Source organism: Variovorax sp. DAIF25 (assembly GCF_050711835.1).
In the GTDB taxonomy this organism is placed as follows: Bacteria; Pseudomonadota; Gammaproteobacteria; order Burkholderiales; family Burkholderiaceae_C; genus Variovorax.
Genome location: NZ_CP136636.1, coordinates 2496087 through 2518454, shown reverse-complemented (window position 1 = coordinate 2518454; position 22368 = coordinate 2496087). Strand labels below are relative to the sequence as shown.

Genomic DNA, 22368 nt, shown 5'->3' with positions numbered 1-22368 from the left:
GTCTTCCGAGAAGCGGCCATGGGCTCACTGCGCCTCGTTCGAACGCCCGGCGTCCCGGCTCGCAGCGGGTGCGGAAGCGGCCCCGCCCGTCGACGGGAAGCCCAGCGTGGTCTCGTCGAACTTGAAGCGCAGCCGCACGTAGGCCCCTTTGCTCGTGTATTCGTTGGCCGTGAGGTCGCGGTCGTTCAGGCCCACGAAGTTGTAGCCCGCCGACAGCCACAGGTTCTTGTAGACCTGGTAGCCGAGCTCGACACCGAAGGTCTTCTGCAACCCGCCGCCCTTGCCGTAGAGCAGGCCGGCCTGCACGCCCCAGTCCCAGTCCCGGTTGATGTCCTGCGTGTAGCGCGCCTGCACAAGATGCGCCCAGTACGTGCTCGCGAGCAGGCCGTCGCTCATGCGGCTGAGCTTGCCCGCGTAGCGCGCCATCACCACGCGCCCGGGCGCGGGGTTGTAGTTGAGGTGGGCCGAGACGATGTCGGCGCTGGTCCTGCCCGGCAGGCTGGCGCCGTTGTCGGCACCGAACACGCTGCTGCCCTGCAGCGCACCGGCCGCGTTGCCCGCGCCCACCACGTTCTCCGAGCGGCGCTCGTAGCGCGCCAGGGCGTTCCAGGTGTCGTCGTCCACCGGGCGATAAGCCACGCCGATCTGGTGGCGCTGCAGGTGGCGCTCGTTGCCGGCGTTGCTGCCCTGCCCTTCGCTGCTGCTCATGATGCTGCGCGCCAGCAGGCTCCACGAAGGATCGAGCTTGTAGGCGAAGCCCGCGCTCAACAGCCGCGTGTTGGCGTCGTCGCCGCGGCGCACTTCGAACACGCCGCTGGTCTTGAGCCTGTCGGTCATGTACTCGATGCCGCTGGTGACGGCGGTCGATTGCCCGAGCCCGCCCGCATAGCCGGTGCCGTTGTTGCCGCTGTTGGCGTAGCCGCCCAGGTTGCGCGTGTGCTCGATGCCGCCGGTCACGCTGATGCGTTCGGTGAGCTTGACGGTGTTGCGCACGCCGATCGCGGCCTGCACGCCGCGGCCGTCGGCACCGTCGGCGAGGCGGTACTCGTTGTACACGCGACCGCCCTCCATGTAGTTGCTCTCGATGCCGACGATGCCGGTGTTGTTGTTCCGCGCGCTGTCGAGCGCATAGGGGCCGTAGAGCGAGGAGATCAGTTCGTAGCGCCCGTAGACGCGGGTCTTGTCGGTCACGGCGTAGTTGCCGCCGATGGCCAGCACCCGCTTGTCGCTGTGCTTCAGGTCCTGCTCGCCCTCGATGAAGAGCTGTGCGTTCGGCACCCACGGCAGTTGCGTCGACAGCCGCGCGCGCAGGGTGGTCAGGGTCTGCGCGTCGACACCGTTGGCGGCCACGGCCGCGCCCAGCACGGTCACGCTGTTGGCACCGATGCTGCTGCTCGTCTGCGCGTTGTAGGTGGAGATCTGGCCGTAGTCGAAGCCCGAGTTCGAGCCCATCGCTTCGTTGCTCTGGCCATGGCGCAGCCCCACTTCCACCGCGGTCTGCTCGCCGAGCTTCTTCTGCGCGCTCAGGGTCAGGCCCTTGCGCTCGTCCGTCTGCGCGGCGTCCTTGCTGTAGAGCGCCTCGGCGCGCACGGCCAGCGTGGGGTCGATGCGGTATTCGGCACGCGCCGAAGCCTCGGTGCGCCCCGCCGAGGAGCTCGCGCCGGGGTTGTCGAAGCCCTCGCTGGTCCTGGTCGCGAGCGCCACCACGGCGAGCTTCTCGTCCTGGTAGCGCGCCTCGATGCGCGCCCCATGGCCGCTGCCCTTCTCGTCGGACTGCGTCTTGACGACTTCGCCCGCCACGGTGGTGTTCTCGCCGATGCGCGCGATGCCCGTGACCGCCTGCAGCTTGCGCCTGTTCTCGGGGTTGCGGTCGGTGCTGACCACCACGCCGACCTGCACGGTCTCGGCGACCTTGAGCTGCACGTCGACGCCCGCCACGGTGAATTTCGGCCCGCCCGAGTCGACCTCGTAGGTGACGCGGATCGACTGCGGGTTGAGGTTCTGGTCGACCGAGGCGATCGCGCGCGTGAACAGGATGCGGCGCGTCAGCGGCTCGACCGTGTAGTCGACGAAGCGCGTGACCCCCGTGCGCTGCAGCACGATGTTCGGCTGGTTGCGGTCGCGCACCACGATCTCGACCTGCTCGCTGTTCTCGACGAACTCGCCGTTGCTGCCGCTCAGGTAGTACGGCCCCGAGGTGCCGACGGCGCGGAACTCCTCGACCTGCTGCGTCTGCGCGGTGCGCGAGGCGTAGCTGGTGGCGCGCACGCGCTCGTCGTCGTAGACGTGCTTCAGGCCCGTGAGCGACCGGTTGCTCTGGCTCAGGTTGCGCACCTCGGTGCTGCTGGTGGTGGTGAAGTCGCCGTACAGCAGGTAGGAGCGGTTCCTGTCGATGCGCACATAGAGTTTCTGCGTGCTCTGCGCATCGAAGCCCTTGACCGAGGAGTCGCCGTAGATCGGATAGAACTCGTCGGGCCGGATGTCGCGGAACAGGCGGCCCTTGCGCTGCTTGTCGGAGTCGTAGGCCGCGGTCAGCAGGTACTCGCCCTTGATCGCGCCCTTGAAGAAGAAGGCGGCGCGTCCACCCGCGCGGCTGCTGCCGCCTTCGCTGCCGAGGCTCGTGAGCTCCGACTCGAAGGCCGCGCCGGCCGGCATCGCGCCCAGCGGCAGCTTGCCGCGCCTGGTGAGGTCGAGCACGCCCTCGACGATGCCCACGCCGATCATCGGGCGCAGCTCGGGCGTCAGCGCGAGACGCACTTCCTTGACCAGGTTCGCGGCCGTGACGCGGATGCGCGCGTCGCCGGGCTCGCCGGGCGGCAGCAGCCGGAACTCGGCGCGGCCGCCTTCCATGAAGACCTGGGTGCCGGGTTCCTCGGGGTTCAGGTCCTCGGTGAGCCAGCGGCCGCGGTCGGCCTCCAGCGTGAGCTGGGTGCGCGCGGTGACCGGCACGCCGGCGGCGTCCGTCAGCCGCACGGTGACGACGATGGGCGTGCGCAGGTCGGCCTGGGCCGATTCGGGCAGGTCGATCTCCATCGCCGAGAGCCTGTCGGGCGCGACGACGGTGATCTCCCGCGCTTCGCCGCGCAGGTTGCCGAAGCCGTCCACGGCCTCGAGCCGCGGCGTGTTGGCGCCGGGCTTGAGCGTCACGCCGATGTACTCCCAGGCCGCGAGCTGCTTCGAGGGCAGCTGCGACTTCTTGCCCACGCGGCGATCCTCCACCGCGGCACCGTTCACGCTGAGGCGGAAGCCCGCCGCATCGCTGCCCTTGACACGCACGTTGATCGAGGTGCCGGCCACCGTGTCGCGGTCCTTCAGGTCGATGAAGCCCAGCGCGTTGTTCTCGATCTGCGGCAGCAGGGTTTCGAGCTCCACCGGGCTCGGCGCGGCCGGCGCCAGCAAGGGCACATTGCGCGGCTCGAGCATCGCGCCGCCCAGCCCGATCGGGCGCGCGGGCGGGGTGCCGCCGACCGGCGCGAACAGGCTGCCGGCGGGACTTGTCGACGGCGTGCCACCCAGCGGCGCATTGGCACCGAGCTGGTTGCCGAGCGTGCCGCCCATGGAGCCGCCGGCGCCGCCGACGAAGGTGCTCGGGTTGGCCGGCGGCGCGGGCAGCGCGATCAGCGGCACGGAGGTGGTCTGCACCGTGCCCGTGCTGCCGCCGGCCAGCGCCTGGCCCGAGGCCGGCAGGCCGCGCAGATCGCCGGCCGGCACCACGCGGCCCTCGGGATCGAGGCGCAGCCGCACCTGGGCTTCGGCCTCGGTGTCGGGCTTGGTTGCGATCGCGGCGCGCCGTGCCGCGACGTCGTCGAGCACCGCCTTGTCGTCGCAGTTGGCGACGACGAAATTGGCCTTGTGGAACTCGCCCTTCTTGAGGTCGAGGAAGCGGCTCTCGGGCGCGCCCGCGTTGCGGTTGTCGAGGATCTCGAGGCGCGCGCCCGCGGGCAAGGTGAGCTGGTCCACGCGCAGCACGTGCGTCACCGGCTTCAGGCCGTAGAGGCTCCACTTGCCCTCGACGTCGGTCACGACATGCGTGCCGTCCTCCAGGTACAGCCGCACGCCCGGCACGCCGATCTCGTCGGCGCCCTGCTGCCTGCCGTCGCGCTTGCAGTCCATGTAGACCTTGCCGAAGGCGAAGGCGTCGTCGGCGAACACGCCGCCGGTGACGCGCAGCGTCCAGCTCGCGAGGTTCGACTGGATCGGGCCCGAGCTGGCGCGCGCGCGGTTGATCGCGTCGCCGTCGGTCGGCGCACCGACGCCGATGCGCACGCGGTAGCGCACCATCGCCGACTGGTCGGGCGCGATGACCAACGCGGGATAGTCGAAGCGCAGCCCCGGGCCGGCGCCGCCCGCGGGATTCGGCACGATGGCGCCATTGAGCCGCGCGCTGTGGGCGACGTAGGCGAAGCCCGGCGGCAGCGTGTCGCTCAAGGTCACGCCGGTGACGGGAAAGCCGGTCTTGTTGGTGACGGTGAGCGCGTAGTCGACGAAGTCGCCGAACTCGGCCTGCCGCTTGCTGCCGTCCTTGCGCAACACCAGGCCCAGGATGTTGCCGGGGTCCAGCGGGATGTGGTTGTTCGCGACCTCGCACGCCGAGCCGTCGTTGTGGGTGCCGGTGCGCAGCTGGAGGTAGTGGGTGGTGGGTTCGCCGTTCTGCGGCGCGGCGGGGTTGGGCACCACGGCGCCGCAACTGGCGAAGCTGCCGGCGGTCGCGGGGAGGAGCTGCGACGGTGCGACGTAGCCGCTGCCCGCGGGCGGCGCCACCTTCAGGCCGTAGCTGCACATCGCGCCGGCCGGCGGCGGCTGCATGTGGAACTGGTAGGCGCCATCGGCGCCGGTGCTCATCGAGACGCTGCCGTCGGGGTTGAAGGTGTAGAGGCCGGAGGTGCCGCCGTTGAGTTCGGCCGCGGTGATCGGCGTGGTCGCGCCGCTGCTGCACGACTGGCGCGCGTAGGTCGCCACCGCGCCGGCCACGGGCTGGCGCGTGAGCGCGTTGTAGACCACGCCCTGCGGATCGACGAGCAGCGACCGGACCGTGGCCATGGCGGCGGCCACCACCGAGCGCGGCGTGACGTTGACCGTGTTCTGCTCGAAGGCCGCGGCCCAGGCCTTGTTGTTCAGCGCGACCCGGCTGCCGATCGCGGCCGGCTTCTCGGTGACCCGCACGGTGAAGCTCAACTGCTCGCTCTGGCCGGCCTCGAGCGCGCGGCTGCCGTCCGTGAGGCTCAGCGCGACCTCGGTGGGGAACTGGAACGGATCGGCGCTGTCGTGGTGCGCGCGGTTGCACGTGGCCCGGCCCGTGAAGCCCGGCGCCGCCACCAGGCGGCCGCCCGCCACCTTCGGCCGCCCCACCAGCTCCCACGACGCGATCTGGCCCTCGGCCTTGTCCATGTCGAAGCTGCAGTTGAGGTTGTCGATCAGCCGCAGGCTCGGCGCGGCGGCCGCGCCCATGTTGCTGACCTTGAGCACGTAGTCGAGCTCGAACACGCCCGGCGCCACGCGCCGCGCCATCGAGGCCTGCTTGCTCAGCAGCAGCGTCGGCAACTGCGTCGACACCGGCGTGGGCAAGCTGTTGTTGCCGGGATTGCCGTCGCCGTCGGGGTCGGGGTTGTCGCCATTCATCGAATCGTCGAAGGCGACGGCCGCGCCGCCGGCCGACAACGCGCCCGAGGCCTTCACGCTGTTGAGCAGGGTGCCGGTGCGGCCCGTGAAGTTGATGCGCGCCTCGAACTCGACCGTGACCTGCGCGCCCGCGGGCAGCACGGCGCCCTCGGCCAGCAGCTTCTGCGCGTTCGCCGTGCCCTTGAACGCGGGGTTCGCCACCGCCACGAGGCCGCCGCCGTTGCCGCTGGGCGCCGGCACGATCGCGACCGAGCCCGGCACGATGGTGTACTGGTTCGCAGCCGGCACGGCCGCGGCCGTGTAGCTGCCGAACTGGGTCTCGCCGGGCCCTTCCATGAGGTCGGTGGCCTGCGCGTCGTAGAGCCACGAGGCGCCGTAGTTGCGCAGGTTGACGCGGAAGCGCACGTTGGCGGTGCCGTCGGGCTTGCCGTCCGCGCCCTGGTTGAGCCGCGGCGCCGAGGCGGCCTTCGCCACGCCGATGCGCGCCTGGCTGGTGGTGATCACCACCGTGTTCGACGGGGCGGTCGCCGGGCCGGTGCCATCGTCGTACTGGCCCTGGGCCGTGTTGCGGATGTCGTCGCCATGGTCGGCGTTGACCTTCACGGCGAACTGCATCGCGATCGATCCGTTGCGCACCAGCGGCGCGGGAATGCCGATCGCGACCTCGATCACCGAGGCGTCTTCTGCCCGCTCCTTGCGGTAGCTGAACTCCGCGTCGCCCGGCAAGCGATAGAGCTTGATCGCGCCGGCCGCCGCGGTCTGCAGCGAGCCCACGATGTACTGGGTGCCTTCGGGCACCTTGTCGCGGATCAACACCAGCGCCATCGGCACGCGGTCCACGAGCAGCGGTGTGTTGGTCGGCGCCACGATGCCGCTCGGCTTCGCATCCTGCGCGCCGATGTTGGTGCCCGACACCGTGAAGTCGATGCGCGTCTGGCCCGGCACGACGAAGCCGGGGTAGCTCGCCGACTTGACGAGGCTCAGCGCCGCCGCATCGCCCACGACGACGGTGTCGCGGTTGCTGGCCTGCAGGCGCTGCAGCGCGGTGGTGGCCGTCAGCCCGAGGCAGGCCGTGCCGCGCGCCACCATCGGGATCGTGCCCTGCACCAGCAGCGCGGCCGCCTCGCCCGGCTTCAGCGCCAGCGCGCCCGGCTTGTCGAGCGCGAGCACCGGGTCGACGGGATCGGACACGCCGTTGTTGTTGGCGTCACGCAGCACGCGCAGCGCCGACAGGTCGAGCGTGTCGGCGGCGCAGCCGGCCGCGTTGTTCGCCAGCGCGATCGTGTAGCTCGAGGCGACGTTGCCCGTGTTGGTCAGCAGGTGGTTCAGCGTGACGATGCTGCCCGGCGGGCGGCTGAGCGTCTGGTCCTGCGTGAGCATCAGCGCCTCGACCGGCAGCACGGTGGCGATCACCTCGTTGGAGGAGATGGTCTCGGTCTGCGCCATGCCGCCGGGCACGTAGGTGCCGGTGGCGATGCTGCGGATGACCGTGCCGCCCGGCGCGGCCGCGGCATTCGCCTGTGCCATGCCGCCGAGCAGAAACACCATGCCTGCGGCGAGCGCGGCAGCGAATCCGCGCCACGATCGCAGGCTGGAGCCTCTGAGCTTGGAAGTCGACAACATGCGGTGAACTCTTGGAAAACCCGGCAACGGGCCGGAAGAAAAAAGGAAAGGGAGACGAACGGGGGCTCCCTTTCCCTTGCGCCTTCGCACGAGGACGCAAGGGAAAGGCGAACAGCCTTGGAAGGAAGAAGGAACCGGCAGGCCGAAGCCCGCCGATCCCATCGTTCAGCCGACGCTTACTTGTTGACCTTCACCGAGAAGGTCAGCGTGGCCTTGCCGCCGGGCGCGACCGTGTTGGTCGCGCTGCCGCAGGACACGGACGTCGGGGTCGCGGCGTAGTTCGCTTGCGCGAAGGCCGGCGTCACGCCCGCGGAAGCGCACTGGTCCGGCGGTTGCGCGCCGTCCGGCGCGGCCGTCAGGCTCGTATGGGCCGGCACCGCGTCGTTGATCGACATGTTGGTCACCGGCGAGGCGCCTTCATTGGTCGCGACGATGCGATAGACGATGCACTGGCCCGGCTTCACCGTGAGTGCCGCCGACGAGCTCGGCACGATGGTGCCCTTGCACTCCTCGTCCTTCGCCTGGAGCTTGATCAGGCGCATCTGGCCCGAGATGACGGTGCTGATGTCGGTCGCCGAGGGCGTACCGCACTTCGCCTGGTCCGGGAAGGTCACGGTCACGGTCGCCGTGTCGGTGGCACCGGCCGTCGCGCCGCCCGGTGCGAACACCTTGACGAGCAGCTTGTGCGCCTTGCCACCGCTCAGGTCCACCGTGGGGCCGACCTGGCCGTTCGCGCCCACCAGCGTGTCGCCGGCATCGATCTGGCCGTCGCCGTTGTTGTCCATGTACAGCGCGGTGGTCCAGCCTGCGGTCACGTCCGCAGCCGGCAGGACCGCCTTGATGTTGAACTGCGTGCCGCAGCTCTGCGCGCCGGTGATGGTGAGCGTGTGGGCGTAGATGACCGAGCCGCCGGGAGCGACCTGGCCTTCGTTGTTCGGCGTCAGCGTGGCACCGTAGGTGTCGGCCGCGATCACCTTCACCGCGTCGAGCTTGGTGTCGATCGCCACGGCGCCGGTGGAGGTCGGGCCGGTCGACTTCACCTGGAAGTAGATCAGCTGAGCGTCGACCGACGCCTGCGACGCGGGCGGCGTCACGCAGGCATCGACCGCCACTTGCGCACCGGCAGCCACGTTCACCGTCGTCATCCCGCTCGCCGAGCAGGCGGCACCGCCGGCCACGAACTTCACCGTCCAACCGCTGGGCAGGCTGCCCGGGAAGTTGTTGGTCTGGCTCGCCGCGAGGCTGAAGGCGTTGTCCTTGGTGTCGTTGTTCCTGATGAACAGGTTGAAGACGGCGGGGGTACCGGCCGGTGTCGTCGTCGTGGTCGTCGGGGTCGGGCTCGGGCCCGTGCCCACGTCGCCGTTGCCGGTGTTGCCGGAAGTGCCGTTACCGCTGGCGGTATTGGTCATGTCCACCAGCACGCCGATCAGGCTCGTCAGGATGTCGCGCGTGGCGTCGAACTTGGTGCTGTCCTTGGTCGAGGTACCGCGGATGATGGCCTCGAACGGTCCGCTCGGCAGCGGCGTGGGCGCCGACAGCGTGACCGCCAGCACGATCCTGACGTTCTGGCCGGGCCGGATCGGGCCGGTGTCGACGATGCCGTCGTTGTTGGTGTCGATCAGCGGCGCGGAACCACCGTCGGCGAAGAAGCGGAAGGTCGAACCCGCGGGGAACCGGCTGACGTCGGCCGTGAGATTCACCGTGTCGTCCGCGTTGCCGGTGTTGAACACCGTCTGCGGGAACTTCACCGTGGAGCCCGCGACGCCGGAGGCCAGGGTCGTCTGGTCGGCATCCGTCGTGAGCGGCGTACCTGCCGTGGCGTCCTTCGACGCGACCGGGCTCGCCGAGGCGTGCGTGGAGCCGAGCACGATGCCGTAGCTGCCCGACACCTCGAAGGGCGAGGGGTTGGTCGGCGTGGTCGGGTCGGTCGGCGGGTTGGTGGTCGTCTTGTCGTCCGGCACCTTGGTCGGAACGTACTCGGCCTTGTTGGTCGTGGTCGTTCCACCGACTTCGGCGGTGCTGTTGATCAACACCACGAAGCTCACGGTCTGCGTCACGTTCGGGGGCAGCGAGGCCACCAGGAAGCTCAGCCGCTGGCCGTCGGCCAGGAAGTCGATGCCGACCGGATCGCCGCCCGCGCCGTCACCCAGCGCGGTACCGGGCGCGCTGCTCCAGACCGCGGAACCCGGCACGTAGGTGAAGCCGCTCGGCAAGGTATCGGCCATGTAGAACTTGCCGGCCGCGCCACCCGTGTTGTTGAAACGCAGCGTGTAGGTGGTGTAGAGGCAGTTCGGATCGTTCGACGTCGCGCCGGCGATCGTTGCCGGGCAGGAGGCCGCCGAACGCGGACCGCTGGTCCTGGCCGCGGGCCAGACACCGCCGTTGGCGACCCAGCTGACCGCGGGAACGCTCAGGCTCTTGGAGGCGTTGAAGGCCGCGTCGGTGGTGAGCACCACGTTGTCGAGGTCGGCCACCTTCTGGTTCGCCAGCTCGTACAGGTCGAGCGTGGCGGGCACCGCGTTGATGGTCGCGGGCTGCGGCGACGTGAAGTTGGCCGCCGTCGCCGTGCTCGGGATCGAGTACGCCACGACGAACGGGAAGGTGCCGTTGCCGCCCGCGACCGTCTGCGCGGGCACCGTGCAGACGGCGCCCGGCGTGACCGAGCACAGTGCATTGGTGCTGTCGGGCACGCCGTCGGCGTTGGCATCGGCGAACACCTCGATCTTCGAGAAACCGTTCGGCGGTGCCGTGGTCGTGTCGATCGTGATGGTGAACTTGTCGGCGCCGTTGCCGGTGTTGGTCAGCACGTGGGGCGCATAGACGATCGCACCCGCGGCGCCGATCTTCTTGTTGATCACGTCCGTGGTGACCGTGGTCCGGCCGTCCAGGCTGAACGAGCCGACCTGCTGCACCGTCGTCTGCACGAGGTTCGAGGTCGCGAGCTGGCTGGCACCGTTCGGATCGAGGTAGGTGGCCGAAGCCTGGTTGCCGATGATGGTGTTGGCAGGCGGAGCCGCAGCGAGCGCATCGGAGCTTCCAAAAAGGAAGCTCATGGTCAGAGCTGCGGCGCCCGCCCAGAGCGCGCGCGGCACATGGCCGGCACGACGGGCTGACAAGGTAGGAATCACGGGGTTTCTCCTCTGTGGTTAAGGGTCTGAAAAAAGACGAACGCACCCCGGCCGGCGATTTCCACGAACGGAAACCGGCAAGAAAAACGGGCGGGGAAAGAAAGAGAACCGGCCCTCAGCGCGGCGCGAGGCCGGGGGCCGTCAACGGCGCGGGCTCAGCGTGCGGCGCGCGCGGCCTTCGCTGGCTCAGTTGCCACCGCGGAGGCAGCAGAAGCAACGGGTGCGGCGGGAGGCACCACCTCCTCGACCTTGGCGCGCGCCGTGACTGCGGTCACGCCCTTGGCGGGCAGTTGGCCCAGCTCCCAGCGCAGCGCGCGGTACTCGGCATAGGGAATCGGTTCCGCCTTGCCGTTCACCTGGCGCGTCAGCGGCTCGGCCGCGAAGACACCCTCCTTGGTCGCCGCCTTGACCAGCGTCGCGCCGGGCTTCGCGGTCTTGGGCAGGTACTCCAGCCCTTCGGGAATCGAGAGATTGGCCACCAGGCCGCTGACGCTGCGACCCGTGTGATTGGTGTAGGTCGCCGTGTATTCCAGGATGTCACCCGGCTTGACCGAGGCGGCCTCCACCAGCTGTTCCTTCCCCTGCGGGTCCTTGATGACCTTGGACTGCTTGAGCACCACGGCCACGCCCTTGTCCTGGGCCACCCCAGCCACCACGGGCGCGGCCTGCACGCCCTGCGCCGAGGCCAGGCCGCCTCCGCTCAGCGCGATGACCACGCCGAGCCCCAGGCTCAGCCGCACGGTCAGCCGGGCCACGGGTCCGACAAACGAATTCAAACGAAACGCACCATTGATAGACATGAACGACCTCAGCCTTCCGCAAGATTGAAAAACCAACCGGCGCTCGCAAGACGTCGCTGCAACATCTTCTCACGCCAGAAAAGAGAATGAACAATTATTCTCCATTCCATCGAGCATTCATCTCTGAGATCGGCCATTGAGTCGCCTATCCAACAAGAAACACGCAAAAAGCATTAACTTGTTCACGCACCAAGTTTGTGCTTTGTGGTTTTTTGAGAGCATTCACTCTCTTTTTTTTGAGACCAAGTGTGTCTCGGGTCAGCCGGGGGATCGACCGCATTGACCCGCGACTCGCCGCCGTGGCACAACGGCGGCCATGGCAGCAACGGCCGAACCCGGCGCCTATCCGGCGCACCTCGTCGAAGACTGGCGGCTTCGCGATGGCCGCGCGGTGCGCATCCGCCCGATCCATGCCGACGATCTCGCGATGCACACGGCCTTCGTCGCGGGCCTGTCGGACCGCACCGGCTACCACCGCCTGCTCTCGCCGCGCAAGCCGCAGCCCGACGAGCTCTGGCGCATGACCCACATCGACTACGCGCGCGAGCTCGCGCTGATCGCCACCACCGAGGTCGATGGCGCCGAGCAGCAGATGGGGGTGGTGCGCTACGTGCGCGGCGACACGCCCGAAACGGCCGAGGTGGCCGAGTTCGCGGTGGTGATCGCCGATGCCTGGCAGCGCCACGGCCTGGCCGAGAAATTGATGCGCGTGCTGATCGCGGCGGCGCGCGACGCGGGCGTGCGCCAGCTGGCCGACATCACGCTCTACGACAACCTCGCGATGATCGCGCTGGCGCGCAGGCTGGGCTTCAAGGTGCAGCGCGATGCGGGCAATCCGAACGTCAGCCGGCTGCGCCTCGCGCTCGACGCCCCGGCACCCTGAGCGCTGCGGGCCGCTACTGCCCGAGCAGCCCCAGCTTCGACACCACCTTGCCCAGCGGCTTGCGTTCGCCGACGAAGCCGACCGCCACGTAGCGCAGCGCCTCGGCCGGCACGCTCGCCACCGCCTCGCGGAAGGCCGCGTAGTTGGTGGTCTGCTGGCCCTGCACCGGGAAGTCGATCACGTCGCACTCGGTGTTGGCGAGCGCCTTCTGCCGCACGGCCGCGAGCTCGTCCTGCGAGGCGCCGAGCACCGCGATGCCGATCGGGATCAGGCCCGGATGCGCCTGCCCCGAGGCATCGACCAGCGGCGCGCCGACCAGGCCCGGGTGGCGCTGGCCGACGGTCAGCGCCACCACGGCCGCGGCATTGGCGGCCAGGCCGGGCGGCAGCGAAGCGTCGACGACGATGACGCAGCGCTCGGGCAGCGCGGCAGCGGCGGGAGAGGGATCGGTCTGGCTCATGAGGGGAGGATGAAGGAGGGAAGGAAATCGGGAAGCCGGCCGCGGCGGTGCGGTCAATGCCTAACTAAGTATGTAAAGACGGTCGCTCCGTACACCCCGGACCGCTGCGCGATCTCGGCCGGCGTGCCGCCCTCGAAGCCATTTCGGCGAAGACTTTCTTCGCGACGGCGAGCAGGCTTTCGACGTGCCGGTCGGCGGGTCCGCCGCGGGGCGCAAGGGTTCGACTGTCGAAATGGAGCATTATTTTGAGCTTCACTCAATCATACATCGCGAGCAAATGACGGTCATCTGAGCATACTGCAGAATCCAGGACGCCATTTATTGAGTACCGCTCAAAACAATCTCAGACCGTCGTCACCCCGCCCGGCACGCTCCATGCGTCGCCCTTCCCCACCCACCGGGCGCGCCCAAACCGCCCTCCAAAGCGCACCAAAGGGGCCAAGTAACCAAGTTAAACAAACTTAAAACTACTTCCTTATGATGCGAAACCTTTTTTCGCCGGAAGCAGAGAGACCCGTCCATGGTTCAGCTCGCGTTGCGTCGTCCGTACACCTTCATCGTCATGGCGATGCTGATCGTGCTGGCCACGCCCTTCGTCCTCTTGCGGATGGCCACCGACATCTTTCCGGAGATCAATATCCCGGTGGTGTCGGTCATCTGGAACTACACCGGCCTGCCGGCCCAGGAGATGGGCCAGCGCATCTCGGGCCAGGTGGAGCGCGGCCTGACCACCACCGTCAGCGACATCGAGCACATCGAATCGCAGTCGCTGGCGGGCGTGTCGATCATCAAGGTGTTCTTCCAGCCCACCGCCAACATCGAGATGGCGATCTCACAGGTGGTGGCCTCGATGCAGGCCCAGGTGCGGCAGCTGCCGCCGGGCATCACGCCGCCGCTGGTGATCAAGTACTCGGCCTCGAGCGTGCCCGTGATCCAGCTCGCGCTGTCGAGCCCCACGCGCTCTGAGAACTCCCTGTTCGACGCCACCGTGAACCAGCTGCGCCCGCAGCTCATCACGGTGCCCGGCGCGGCGATCCCCTTTCCCTACGGCGGCAAGAACCGGCTGATCTCGGTCGACCTCGACACCCAGGCGCTGCAGGCGCGCGGCCTGTCGCCGTCGGACGTGGTGAACGCGATCAATACGCAGAACCTGATCCTGCCCTCGGGCACCGCCAAGTTCGGCGCCACCGAGTACGGCGTGCGCATGAACGGCTCGCCCGATGCGATCGCGGGCCTCAACGACCTGCCGATCCGCACCGTGAACGGCGCCACCGTCTACGTGCGCGACGTGGCCTACGTGCGCGACGGCTTCTCGCCGCAGACCAACGTGGTGCGCCAGGACGGCGTGCGCGGCGTGCTGCTGTCGGTGCTCAAGAACGGCGGCGCTTCCACGCTGGACATCGTGGCCAATCTGCGCGCGATGCTGCCGGTGGCGGCGCAGACCATGCCGCAGGACATCAAGATCACGCCGCTGTTCGACCAGTCGGTGTTCGTGAAGGCGGCCGTCAAGGGCGTGGTGTTCGAAGCCATCCTGGCCGCCGCGCTCACCGCCGCGATGGTGCTGCTGTTCCTCGGCAACTGGCGCAGCACGCTGATCATCGGCCTGACCATCCCGCTGTCGATCCTGGCCTCGATCCTGGTGCTCTACGGCCTGGGAGAAACGCTCAACCTGATGACACTGGGCGGGCTCGCGCTCTCGGTCGGCATCCTGGTCGACCAGGCGATCGTGACCATCGAGAACATCGAGCGCCACCTGCACATGGGCACGCCGCTCAAGGAGGCGATCGAGGTCGGCGCCGGCGAGATCGGCAACGCGGCCTTCGTCTCCACGCTGTGCATCTGCATCGTGTTCGTGCCGATGTTCTTCCTCTCGGGCGTGGCGCGCTTCCTGTTCGTGCCGCTGGCCGAGGCCGTGGTGTTCGCGATGCTGGCCTCCTACCTGCTGTCGCGCACGCTGGTGCCCACGCTGGTGATGCTGCTGATGGGCGGCGTGCATGGCCAGCAGGCCGACGAGAACGCCAGGCCGAGCGCGCTGCAGCGCGTGTACCGCGCCTTCGACCGCCGCTTCGAGCGCGTGCGCCGCGCCTACACGCTGCTGCTGTCGGCCCTGCTGTCGCGCCGCGGCGGCTTCATCGCGGTGTTCCTCGGCTTCTGCCTGCTGTCCTGCCTGCTCTATCCGGCACTGGGCCGCGACTTCTTCCCGACCGTGGACGCCGGCCAGATCCGGCTGCACATGCGCGCGCCCACCGGCACCCGCATCGAGGAGACCGCGCGCCTCACCGACCAGGTGGAGGCCGCGATCCGCGAGCTGGTGCCGCCCGACCAGCTCGAGACCATCCTCGACAACCTCGGCGTGCCGAACAGCGGCATCAACCTGTCGTACAGCAATGCCGGCACCATCGGCACCTTCGACGCCGAGATCCTGATGTCGCTGAAGGACGGCCACCGGCCGACCGAGGAGTTCGTGACCACGCTGCGCGCCGAGCTGCCCAAGCGCTTCCCGGGCATCGAGTTCTTCTTCCAGCCGGCCGACATCGTCACGCAGATCCTCAACTTCGGCCTGCCGGCGGCTATCGACGTGCAGTTCAGCGGCAACGACATCGCGGGCAACGCGGCGCGCGCGGCCGAGCTCACCAAGGCGATCCGGCAGATCCCGGGCGCGGTCGACGCCCACGTGCACCAGCGCCTCGACGGGCCCTCGGTGGACCTGACGATGGACCGCTCGCGGCTGCAGCAGTACGGCCTGACCGCCTCCAATGTGGGGCAGAACGTGCTGATCGCGCTGTCGGGCAGCTCGCAGACGGCGCCGGCCTACTGGCTCAATCCGCAGAACGGCGTGGTCTACAGCATCGCGGTGCAGACGCCGCAGTACAACGTGGACTCACTCGACTCGCTGCTCAACATTCCGGTGGGCGCGGGCGGCGCGGCCGCGGCCGGCGGGGCGCAGCAGCTGCTGGGCAACCTGGTCGACGCGCGCGCGGCGCGCCAGCCGGCGATCCAGTCGCGCTACAACATCGCGCCGGTGATCGACGTCTACGTCAGCGTGCAGGGCACCGACCTCGCGAGCGTGGCGAGCAAGGTGCAGGCGCTGGTCGACGAGATGCGGCCCAAGCTCTCGCGCGGCAGCCGCGTCGACATCCGCGGCCAGGTGCAGACCATGCAGTCCTCGTTCATCGGCCTGGGCGTGGGCCTGGCGATGGCGATCGTGCTGGTCTACCTGCTGATCGTCGTGACCTTCCAGTCCTGGCTCGACGCCGCGATCATCATCACCGCCCTGCCCGCCGCGCTGGCCGGCATCGCCTGGATGCTGTTCATCACCGGCACCACGCTGAGCGTGCCGGCGCTCACGGGCGCGATCATGACCATGGGCGTGGCCACGGCCAACTCGATCCTGATGGTGTCCTTCGCGCGCGAGCGGCTGGCCGCGGGCATTCCGCCGCTGTCGGCTGCGCTCGAGGCCGGCGCCACCCGCATCCGCCCGGTGCTGATGACGGCGCTGGCGATGATCATCGGCATGATCCCGATGGCGCTGGGCCTGGGCGAAGGCGCCGAGCAGAACGCGCCGCTGGGCCGCGCCGTGATCGGCGGCCTGCTGTTCGCGACGGTGTCGACGCTGTTCTTCGTGCCCGCGGTCTATGCGGGCGTGCACAGCTGGCTCGCGCACCGGCGCGCCGCGCACGGCGGCGGCGCCCATCCGCCGGCCGGCGCCACCGCGCAGGAGCACTGAGCGATGCCCGCGCCATCCGACCGTCTCGAGACCATGTTCGACTTGTTGTACCTGCCGCGCACCCAGCCCTCCCACGGCCGCGCGGCCCGCCACGGAAACGGCCCCGCGCCGTATAGCGCATGACAGAGCAACGCCATTCGGCATTGGCCATCCACCCCATCGCCGCCGACGACGGCGACGGCCCCGAGCTGCTGCGGCGGCGCCAGATCGTGCGGCGCACCCGCTGGCTGGTGCTGATCGTGCTCGTGCTGCTGGCGCTCGGCGCGGCGCGCACGGTGTTCGTGCGCATCGCCAACGCGCGCGAGCTGCAGGCCAGCACGGTCGAGCACGCCAAGCAGTACGTGCAGACCGCGCTGCCGCGCACGCCCACCGCGGGCCAGAAGCTGGCGCTGCCGGGCACGCTGCAGGGCTACGTGCAGTCGCCGATCTCGGCGCGCGCCAGCGGCTACCTCAAGCGCTGGACCAAGGACATCGGCAGCCGCGTCGAGAAGGGCGAGCTGCTGGCCGAGATCGAGACGCCCGAGATCGACCAGCAGCTGTCGCAGGCCATCGCCGCGCGCAACCAGGCGGCCTCGGGCCTCGAGCTCGCGCAGAGCACGGCCGCGCGCTGGGAGAACCTGCGCAAGAAGGACGTGGTCTCGCAGCAGGACCTCGACGAGCGCCGCAGCGCCGTCGCGCAGGCCACCGCCAACGTGGCGGCCGCCGATGCCAACGTGCAGCGGCTCAGGCAGACCGAGGGCTTCAAGCGCGTGGTCGCGCCCTTCGCCGGCGTGATCACGCGGCGCAACGTCGACACCGGCGACCTGATCGATGCCGGCGCCGGTGGCGGCGCGGGCCGCGCGCTGTTCGTGCTGGCGCAGACCGATCCGCTGCGCGTGTACATCAACGTGCCGCAGGCCTATGCCCAGCTCGTGAAGGCCGGGCAGCCGGTGGTGGTGACGCAGGCCGAGCTGCGCGGCCAGAAGTTCAGCGGCCAGGTCGCGCGCACCGCGGGCGCCATCGACACCACGACGCGCATGATGCAGGTCGAGGTCTCGCTGCCCAACCGCGACGGCGCGCTGCTGCCGGGCGCCTACGTGCAGGTCGAGCTGCCGCTGGCCGCGAGCGGCACGCTCACGGTGCCGGCCAACGCGCTGCTGTTCCGTGCCGAGGGCACGCGGCTGGCGATCGTCGACGCACAGGGCCGCGTCGGCCTGCGCCCCGTGACCTTGGGCCGCAACTACGGCGAGAACGTCGAGGTGGTCGACGGGCTCGCGGGCACCGACCGCATGGTGCTCAATCCCTCCGACTCGCTGGCCGATGGCGACGTGGTCGCGGTGGCGCCCGATGCGCCGGCCGATGGCGCCAAGCCCGGCGTGGCACCGGCTGCAGCACCGGCGGCGGCCAAGAAGGAACCCGCGTGAGCATGCGCCGTCCCGCCTTCGCGGCGATCGCGCTCGCCGCCGTGATGCTGGCCGCGGGTTGCGCGGTCGGCCCCGACTACAAGGCGCCCGAAACCCCGCTGCCCGTGAGCTGGAAGCTCGAGGCGCCGTGGCGCGAAGGCACGCCCAACGACATCGCCGACAAGGGCCCGTGGTGGAAGCGCTACGGCGACGCGCAGCTCGATGCGCTGCAGGACCGCGCCGTGGCCGGCAGCCCCACGCTCGCCATCGCCGGCGCGCGGCTCGCGCAGGCGCGCGCCACGCTGGCCTCGAGCTCGGCCGCGCAGTATCCGCAGCTCGGCCTGGGCACGCGTGCCTCGCGGCTCAAGATCTCGGCCAACCGGCCGCTGACCAACTACAACACCGCCAATGCCTCGACGGTGCAGAACGACTTCGCGCTCTCGCTCAACGCCAGCTACGAGCTCGACCTCGCGGGCCGCGTGCAGCGCAGCGTGGAAGGCGCGAGCGCCTCGGCCGAGCAGTCGGCGGCCGACCTCGCCAACACGCGGCTGCTGCTGTCGGCCGACGTGGCGAGCAGCTATTTCAACCTGCGCTCCACCGACATCGAGCTCGATGTGCTGACGCGCTCGATCGCGCTGCAGCGGCGCGCGCTCGAGCTGGTGACGGCGCGGCACGACCTGGGCGCCGTCTCGGGCCTCGACGTGGCGCAGCAGCAGGCGCTGCTCGAGACCACGCTGACGCAGGTCGACGTGCTCAAGAAGCAGCGCGCGCAGTACGAGCATGCGCTCGCCACCCTGACCGGCACGCCCGCGCCCTCGTTCGCGCTGGCGACCGACCTGCGCGAGATCCGCCCGCCCGCGGTGCCGCTGGGCGTGCCCTCCGACGTGCTCGAGCGCCGGCCCGACGTGGCCTCGGCCGAACGCGCGATGGCCGCGGCCAATGCGCAGATCGGCGTGGCGACCGCGGCCTTCTATCCGAGCATCCTGATCGCGCCCACGGTCGGCGTCGACAGCCGGCTGATCGAATCGCTGTTCGATGCGCCGAGCCTGTTGTGGTCGGTCGGCGTGTCGGCCACGCAGGTGCTGTTCGACGGCGGCCGCGTGCGCGCGGGCGTGGACTTCGCGAAGGCCGGCTACGACGCCACCGTCGGCAACTACCGCCGCGTGGTGCTGACCGCGATGCAGGAGGTGCAGGACGGCATCGACGGCCTCGCGGCACTCGAACGCGCCACCGCCCAGGCGCAGTCGGCCGTGGCGGCCGCGCGGCGCGTGCTCGACATGGCCAACAGCCGCTACGAGGGCGGTGCCTCGACCTACCTCGACGTGATCACCGCGCAGCAGTCGCTGCTGACGGTGGAGCGCCAGGCCGCGCAGCTGCAGGGCCAGCGCCTGCTGACCTCGGTGTTCCTCGTGAAGGCGCTGGGCGGCGACTGGTGCGGCGACGGCAACGCGGACGCCGCGCTCGCATCTAGAACAGGCTGCCCTGCCCCGGCGCGCCAGGTGGCCGAAAAGCGCTGAGGTCGAGCGCGATGCGCTCGCGGTTGAAGCCGATGCGCGCGGTCGCCTTCTCGAAGCGCTGGCGCAGCAGGTCGGCCCACAGGCCGGTGCCCTTCATGCGCGTGGCGAAGTCGGCGTCGTAGTCCTTGCCGCCTCGCACGTCGTGGATGCGCGCCATGATGCGGTCCGCGCGCTGCGGGTAGTGCAGCGCCAGCCATTGCTTGAACAGCGGCGCCACCTCCCAGGGCAGCCGGATCATGGTGTAGAAGGCGCTGCGCGCGCCCGCCTCCCAGGCCGCCTCGAGCACCTGCTCCATGTCTTCCGTCACGAACGGAATCTGTGGCGCCACGCTCACGCCCACCGGCACGCCGGCCTCGGCCAGCGTGCGGATGGTGCGCAGCCGCCGGTGCGGCGCCGCGGCGCGCGGCTCGAGCTTGCGCGCGAGTTCGCCGTCGAGCGTGGTCACGGTCACGTACACCGCCGCCAGGCCGCGCGCGGCGGCCGGCGCGATCAGGTCGAGGTCGCGTTCGATCGCGCTGGACTTGGTCACCAGCCCGAAGGGGTGGTTGACCTCCGACAGCAGCTCGATCAGCGAGCGCGTGATGCGCAGCTCGCGCTCGATCGGCTGGTAGCAGTCGGTGGCCGTGCCGATCGCGATGTGGCTGGGCCGGTAGCTCTTGCGGCCCAGCTCGCGGCGCAGCACCTCGACCAGGTTGCGCTTGGCGATCAGCTTGGTCTCGAAGTCCAGCCCCGGCGACAGGTTGAGGTAGCTGTGCGTGGGCCGCGCGAAGCAGTAGATGCAGCCATGCTCGCAGCCGCGGTAGGGGTTGATCGAGCGGTCGAAGTAGATGTCGGGCGAGTCGTTCTCGTTCATCGCCGACTTCACGTCCTCGAAGCGCACCTCGGTGGCCAGCGGCTCGAGCTCGTCGGCCTCGGCGGCGTTCTCCTCGAGCGTGCCCCAGCCATCGTCGAAGGCATCGCGCTCGTCCTTCGAGAAGCGGTGCGCGAGCCGCGTGGCGGCGCCGCGGCCCTTGATGGCCTGGATGGGGATGTAGGCGGCGGGTGGCATGGCGCAACTCCTTCGCGGATCGGATCACTGTTTAAACATACAGTATTTCACCATTCCACCGGGCCACGGCGATTTTTCTATTTCTTTCTTGACAGAAATTTCGGAAGTCCTAGACTCCAGCGCATGGAACTCACCGACATCCAACGCAAGTTCGTCCTCCACTGGGGCGAGATGGGCTCCATGTGGGGCGTCAACCGCACCGTCTCGCAGATCCATGCGCTGCTGTTCGTGCACGGCAAGCCGATCCATGCCGAGGAGCTGTCCGACACGCTGGGCGTGGCGCGCTCCAACGTGAGCAACAGCCTGAAGGAACTGCAGGCCTGGAACCTGGTGCGCGTCACCCACATGCTGGGCGACCGGCGCGACTACTTCGAGACCAGCGTCGACGTCTGGGAGCTGTTCCGCACCGTGGTGCGCGAGCGCAAGGAACGCGAGTTCGATCCCACCATCCGCGTGCTGCGCGAGATCGTCGCGAGCCCCGATTTCCAGAAGGAATCGGCCGATGCGCAGGACCGCATCCGCTCCACCATGGACCTGATGGCCAAGCTCGCGACCTGGGCCGACGAGATGCTGCGGCTGTCGCCCGGCACGCTCGACAAGGTGCTGACGCTGGGCGCGAGCGTGCAGAAGTTCGTTCGCGGCGATGCGCCCGCGCCCGCCACCGGCAAGGACGATCCCGACGCCCACCATGCGAGCCTGCCGATGATCTGAGGTCGGCTCTTTTTTTGCCCATCAATTTCTCTTTTGACAGAAATATCGAGAACAAAGAACACCATGCCCCGTCCCACCGCCATCGCCTACCCGCTGACCGTCTACTACGACGCCACCTGCCGCCTGTGCAGCGCCGAAATGGGCGCGATGAAGGCGCGCGACGCGGCCGCGCGGCTCGTTCTGGTCGACTGCTCGCCGCCGGATTTCGATGCCGGCCCGGCGCCGCGCGAGGCCCTGATGACCGCGATCCACGTGGTCGATGCCGCCGGCCGCGTGCAGGTCGGCGTGCCCGCCATCCGCGCCTGCCGCGAGGCGGTCGGCCTGCCCAACGGGGGACCCCTGCTCGACCTGCCGCTGGTCGCGCCGCTGGCCGATCGCGCCTATGCCGCGCTGGCGCGCAACCGCCAGCGCCTGCCCGGCTGGCTCGTGACCCTGCTCGCCGGCCCGGCCGCGAAGGCCTCGCGCACCTGCGCCGACGGCCAGTGCCGGCTCTGACACCCGCACCGCCTTCCCCACGAGGAGTTCATCGCATGCCCAGCGTCTTCCAGCCCGATTTCCGCCTGCCGCACACCGCCGATGCCTCGGCCCCGGTCAGCCGTGCCGACACGCAGGACTACTTCACCGAGGTCGCCACCGACTACGGCGCCTGGAGCCCCAGCTACAACATGCACTTCGGCTACTGGCGCGCGGGCCTGAATCCGCTGCGCCGCGAAGGCATGCTGGTCGAGATGAACCGCGAGGTCGGCCGCGCGCTGCGGCTCGGCGAGCGCCCCACGGCCGACGGCCGCCACTGCGTGCTCGACCTGGGCTGCGGCGCCGGCGCCACCGCGCGCACGCTGGTGGGCGACGACCGCCGTCTCTATGCCGTGACCGTCACCAACGTGCCGGTGCAGAACCGCATCGCCGCGCGCCTCGACGCGCAGGCCGGCGTGGCCGACCGCATGGCGCACCTCGAGGCCGACTACACGCGCACCGGCCTGCCGGCCGCGCAGGCCGACGGCGCCTGGGCGCTCGAGAGCGCCTGCTACGCCGAGGGCACCGCCAAGGCCGACTTCGTGCGCGAGGCCGCGCGCCTGCTCAAGCCCGGCGCGCGGCTGGTGGTGGTCGACGGCTTCCTGCTGCGCCGCGAGCCCGGCCGCCTCGCGCGCTGGCTGCACCGCCTGTGGGCCGACAGCTGGGCCGTGCCGACGCTCGCCGTGCGCGCGGACTTCGTGGCCGCGCTGCGCGAACACGGCTTCGAGGACATCGACCTGCGCTCGCTGCGCTGGCGCGTCGCGCCGAGCGCGCTGCACATCCCCGCGCTCGCCACCCGCTTCACGCTGGCCGAACTCTGGAAGGCGCGCGGACGCCTGAGCCCGTGGCGCCGCAAGCACATCGTGGCCAGCTACTGCGCGCTCGCGCTGGGCCTGTTCTGGCGCGACTTCGACTACTGCATGGTCAGCGCCACGCGGCGCGCCGACTGAACACACG

12 protein-coding genes are annotated in these 22368 nt (G+C 69.9%); 7 read left to right on the top strand and 5 right to left on the bottom strand.

The window, feature by feature from the left end:
- Positions 1–24: 24 nt before the first annotated feature.
- From R0232_RS11475 to R0232_RS11465, 3 genes are all read right to left on the bottom strand, one after another.
- A complete protein-coding gene (locus R0232_RS11475) occupies positions 25–7167 on the bottom strand; it encodes a hypothetical protein (RefSeq protein ID WP_431512184.1) in 7143 nt (2380 codons plus the stop codon).
- Positions 7168–7418: 251 nt separating this feature from the next.
- Positions 7419–10295 (bottom strand): hypothetical protein, encoded by a 2877-nt coding sequence (locus R0232_RS11470; RefSeq protein WP_431512183.1) that lies wholly within the window; start codon positions 10293–10295, stop codon positions 7419–7421.
- Between the two features lie 230 nt (positions 10296–10525).
- Positions 10526–11125, bottom strand: coding sequence for a hypothetical protein (locus R0232_RS11465; protein WP_431512182.1), 600 nt, complete (start codon positions 11123–11125; stop codon positions 10526–10528).
- Between the two features lie 361 nt (positions 11126–11486).
- Between R0232_RS11465 and R0232_RS11460 the strand changes: the two genes are divergently transcribed.
- Complete coding sequence (locus R0232_RS11460) at positions 11487–12053, top strand: N-acetyltransferase family protein (RefSeq protein WP_431512181.1); 567 nt, start codon at positions 11487–11489, stop codon at positions 12051–12053.
- A gap of 13 nt (positions 12054–12066) precedes the next feature.
- On the opposite strand, the gene R0232_RS11455 is transcribed toward R0232_RS11460, so the two are convergent.
- A complete protein-coding gene (locus R0232_RS11455) occupies positions 12067–12513 on the bottom strand; it encodes a DUF2000 domain-containing protein (RefSeq protein WP_431512180.1) in 447 nt (148 codons plus the stop codon).
- A gap of 520 nt (positions 12514–13033) precedes the next feature.
- Here R0232_RS11455 and R0232_RS11450 point away from each other — a divergent pair.
- From R0232_RS11450 to R0232_RS11440, 3 genes are all read left to right on the top strand, one after another.
- Complete coding sequence (locus R0232_RS11450) at positions 13034–16240, top strand: efflux RND transporter permease subunit (protein WP_208507682.1); 3207 nt, start codon at positions 13034–13036, stop codon at positions 16238–16240.
- A 119-nt stretch (positions 16241–16359) separates the two neighbouring features.
- Positions 16360–17643 (top strand): efflux RND transporter periplasmic adaptor subunit, encoded by a 1284-nt coding sequence (locus tag R0232_RS11445; protein WP_431512179.1) that lies wholly within the window; start codon positions 16360–16362, stop codon positions 17641–17643.
- A 2-nt stretch (positions 17644–17645) separates the two neighbouring features.
- Positions 17646–19139 (top strand): efflux transporter outer membrane subunit, encoded by a 1494-nt coding sequence (locus R0232_RS11440; protein WP_431512885.1) that lies wholly within the window; start codon positions 17646–17648, stop codon positions 19137–19139.
- On the opposite strand, the gene R0232_RS11435 is transcribed toward R0232_RS11440, so the two are convergent.
- Complete coding sequence (locus R0232_RS11435) at positions 19090–20187, bottom strand: PA0069 family radical SAM protein (protein WP_093343187.1); 1098 nt, start codon at positions 20185–20187, stop codon at positions 19090–19092. The two genes, R0232_RS11440 and R0232_RS11435, sit on opposite strands and share 50 nt — an antisense overlap.
- A gap of 123 nt (positions 20188–20310) precedes the next feature.
- Here R0232_RS11435 and R0232_RS11430 point away from each other — a divergent pair, with 123 nt between their 5' ends.
- The 3 genes from R0232_RS11430 to R0232_RS11420 all read left to right on the top strand — a co-directional run bounded on the left by R0232_RS11430 (position 20311) and on the right by R0232_RS11420 (position 22361).
- Positions 20311–20898, top strand: coding sequence for a GbsR/MarR family transcriptional regulator (locus R0232_RS11430; protein ID WP_057592450.1), 588 nt, complete (start codon positions 20311–20313; stop codon positions 20896–20898).
- A 63-nt stretch (positions 20899–20961) separates the two neighbouring features.
- Complete coding sequence (locus tag R0232_RS11425; RefSeq protein WP_431512178.1) at positions 20962–21393, top strand: thiol-disulfide oxidoreductase DCC family protein; 432 nt, start codon at positions 20962–20964, stop codon at positions 21391–21393.
- A 35-nt stretch (positions 21394–21428) separates the two neighbouring features.
- The gene (locus R0232_RS11420) at positions 21429–22361 is read left to right on the top strand and encodes an SAM-dependent methyltransferase (RefSeq protein ID WP_431512177.1); all 933 of its coding nucleotides are present in this window, start codon (positions 21429–21431) and stop codon (positions 22359–22361) included.
- Positions 22362–22368: the final 7 nt, after the last annotated feature.

Coding starts and splice junctions, on each gene's coding strand:
- R0232_RS11475 (WP_431512184.1), bottom strand. CDS start 7,167: ATGGTGTTTCTGCTCGGCGGCATGGCACAGGCGAATGCCGCGGCCGCG.
- R0232_RS11470 (WP_431512183.1), bottom strand. CDS start 10,295: ATGAGCTTCCTTTTTGGAAGCTCCGATGCGCTCGCTGCGGCTCCGCCT.
- R0232_RS11460 (WP_431512181.1), top strand. CDS start 11,487: ATGGCAGCAACGGCCGAACCCGGCGCCTATCCGGCGCACCTCGTCGAA.
- R0232_RS11455 (WP_431512180.1), bottom strand. CDS start 12,513: ATGAGCCAGACCGATCCCTCTCCCGCCGCTGCCGCGCTGCCCGAGCGC.
- R0232_RS11450 (WP_208507682.1), top strand. CDS start 13,034: ATGGTTCAGCTCGCGTTGCGTCGTCCGTACACCTTCATCGTCATGGCG.
- R0232_RS11445 (WP_431512179.1), top strand. CDS start 16,360: ATGACAGAGCAACGCCATTCGGCATTGGCCATCCACCCCATCGCCGCC.
- R0232_RS11440 (WP_431512885.1), top strand. CDS start 17,646: ATGCGCCGTCCCGCCTTCGCGGCGATCGCGCTCGCCGCCGTGATGCTG.
- R0232_RS11435 (WP_093343187.1), bottom strand. CDS start 20,187: ATGCCACCCGCCGCCTACATCCCCATCCAGGCCATCAAGGGCCGCGGC.
- R0232_RS11430 (WP_057592450.1), top strand. CDS start 20,311: ATGGAACTCACCGACATCCAACGCAAGTTCGTCCTCCACTGGGGCGAG.
- R0232_RS11425 (WP_431512178.1), top strand. CDS start 20,962: ATGCCCCGTCCCACCGCCATCGCCTACCCGCTGACCGTCTACTACGAC.
- R0232_RS11420 (WP_431512177.1), top strand. CDS start 21,429: ATGCCCAGCGTCTTCCAGCCCGATTTCCGCCTGCCGCACACCGCCGAT.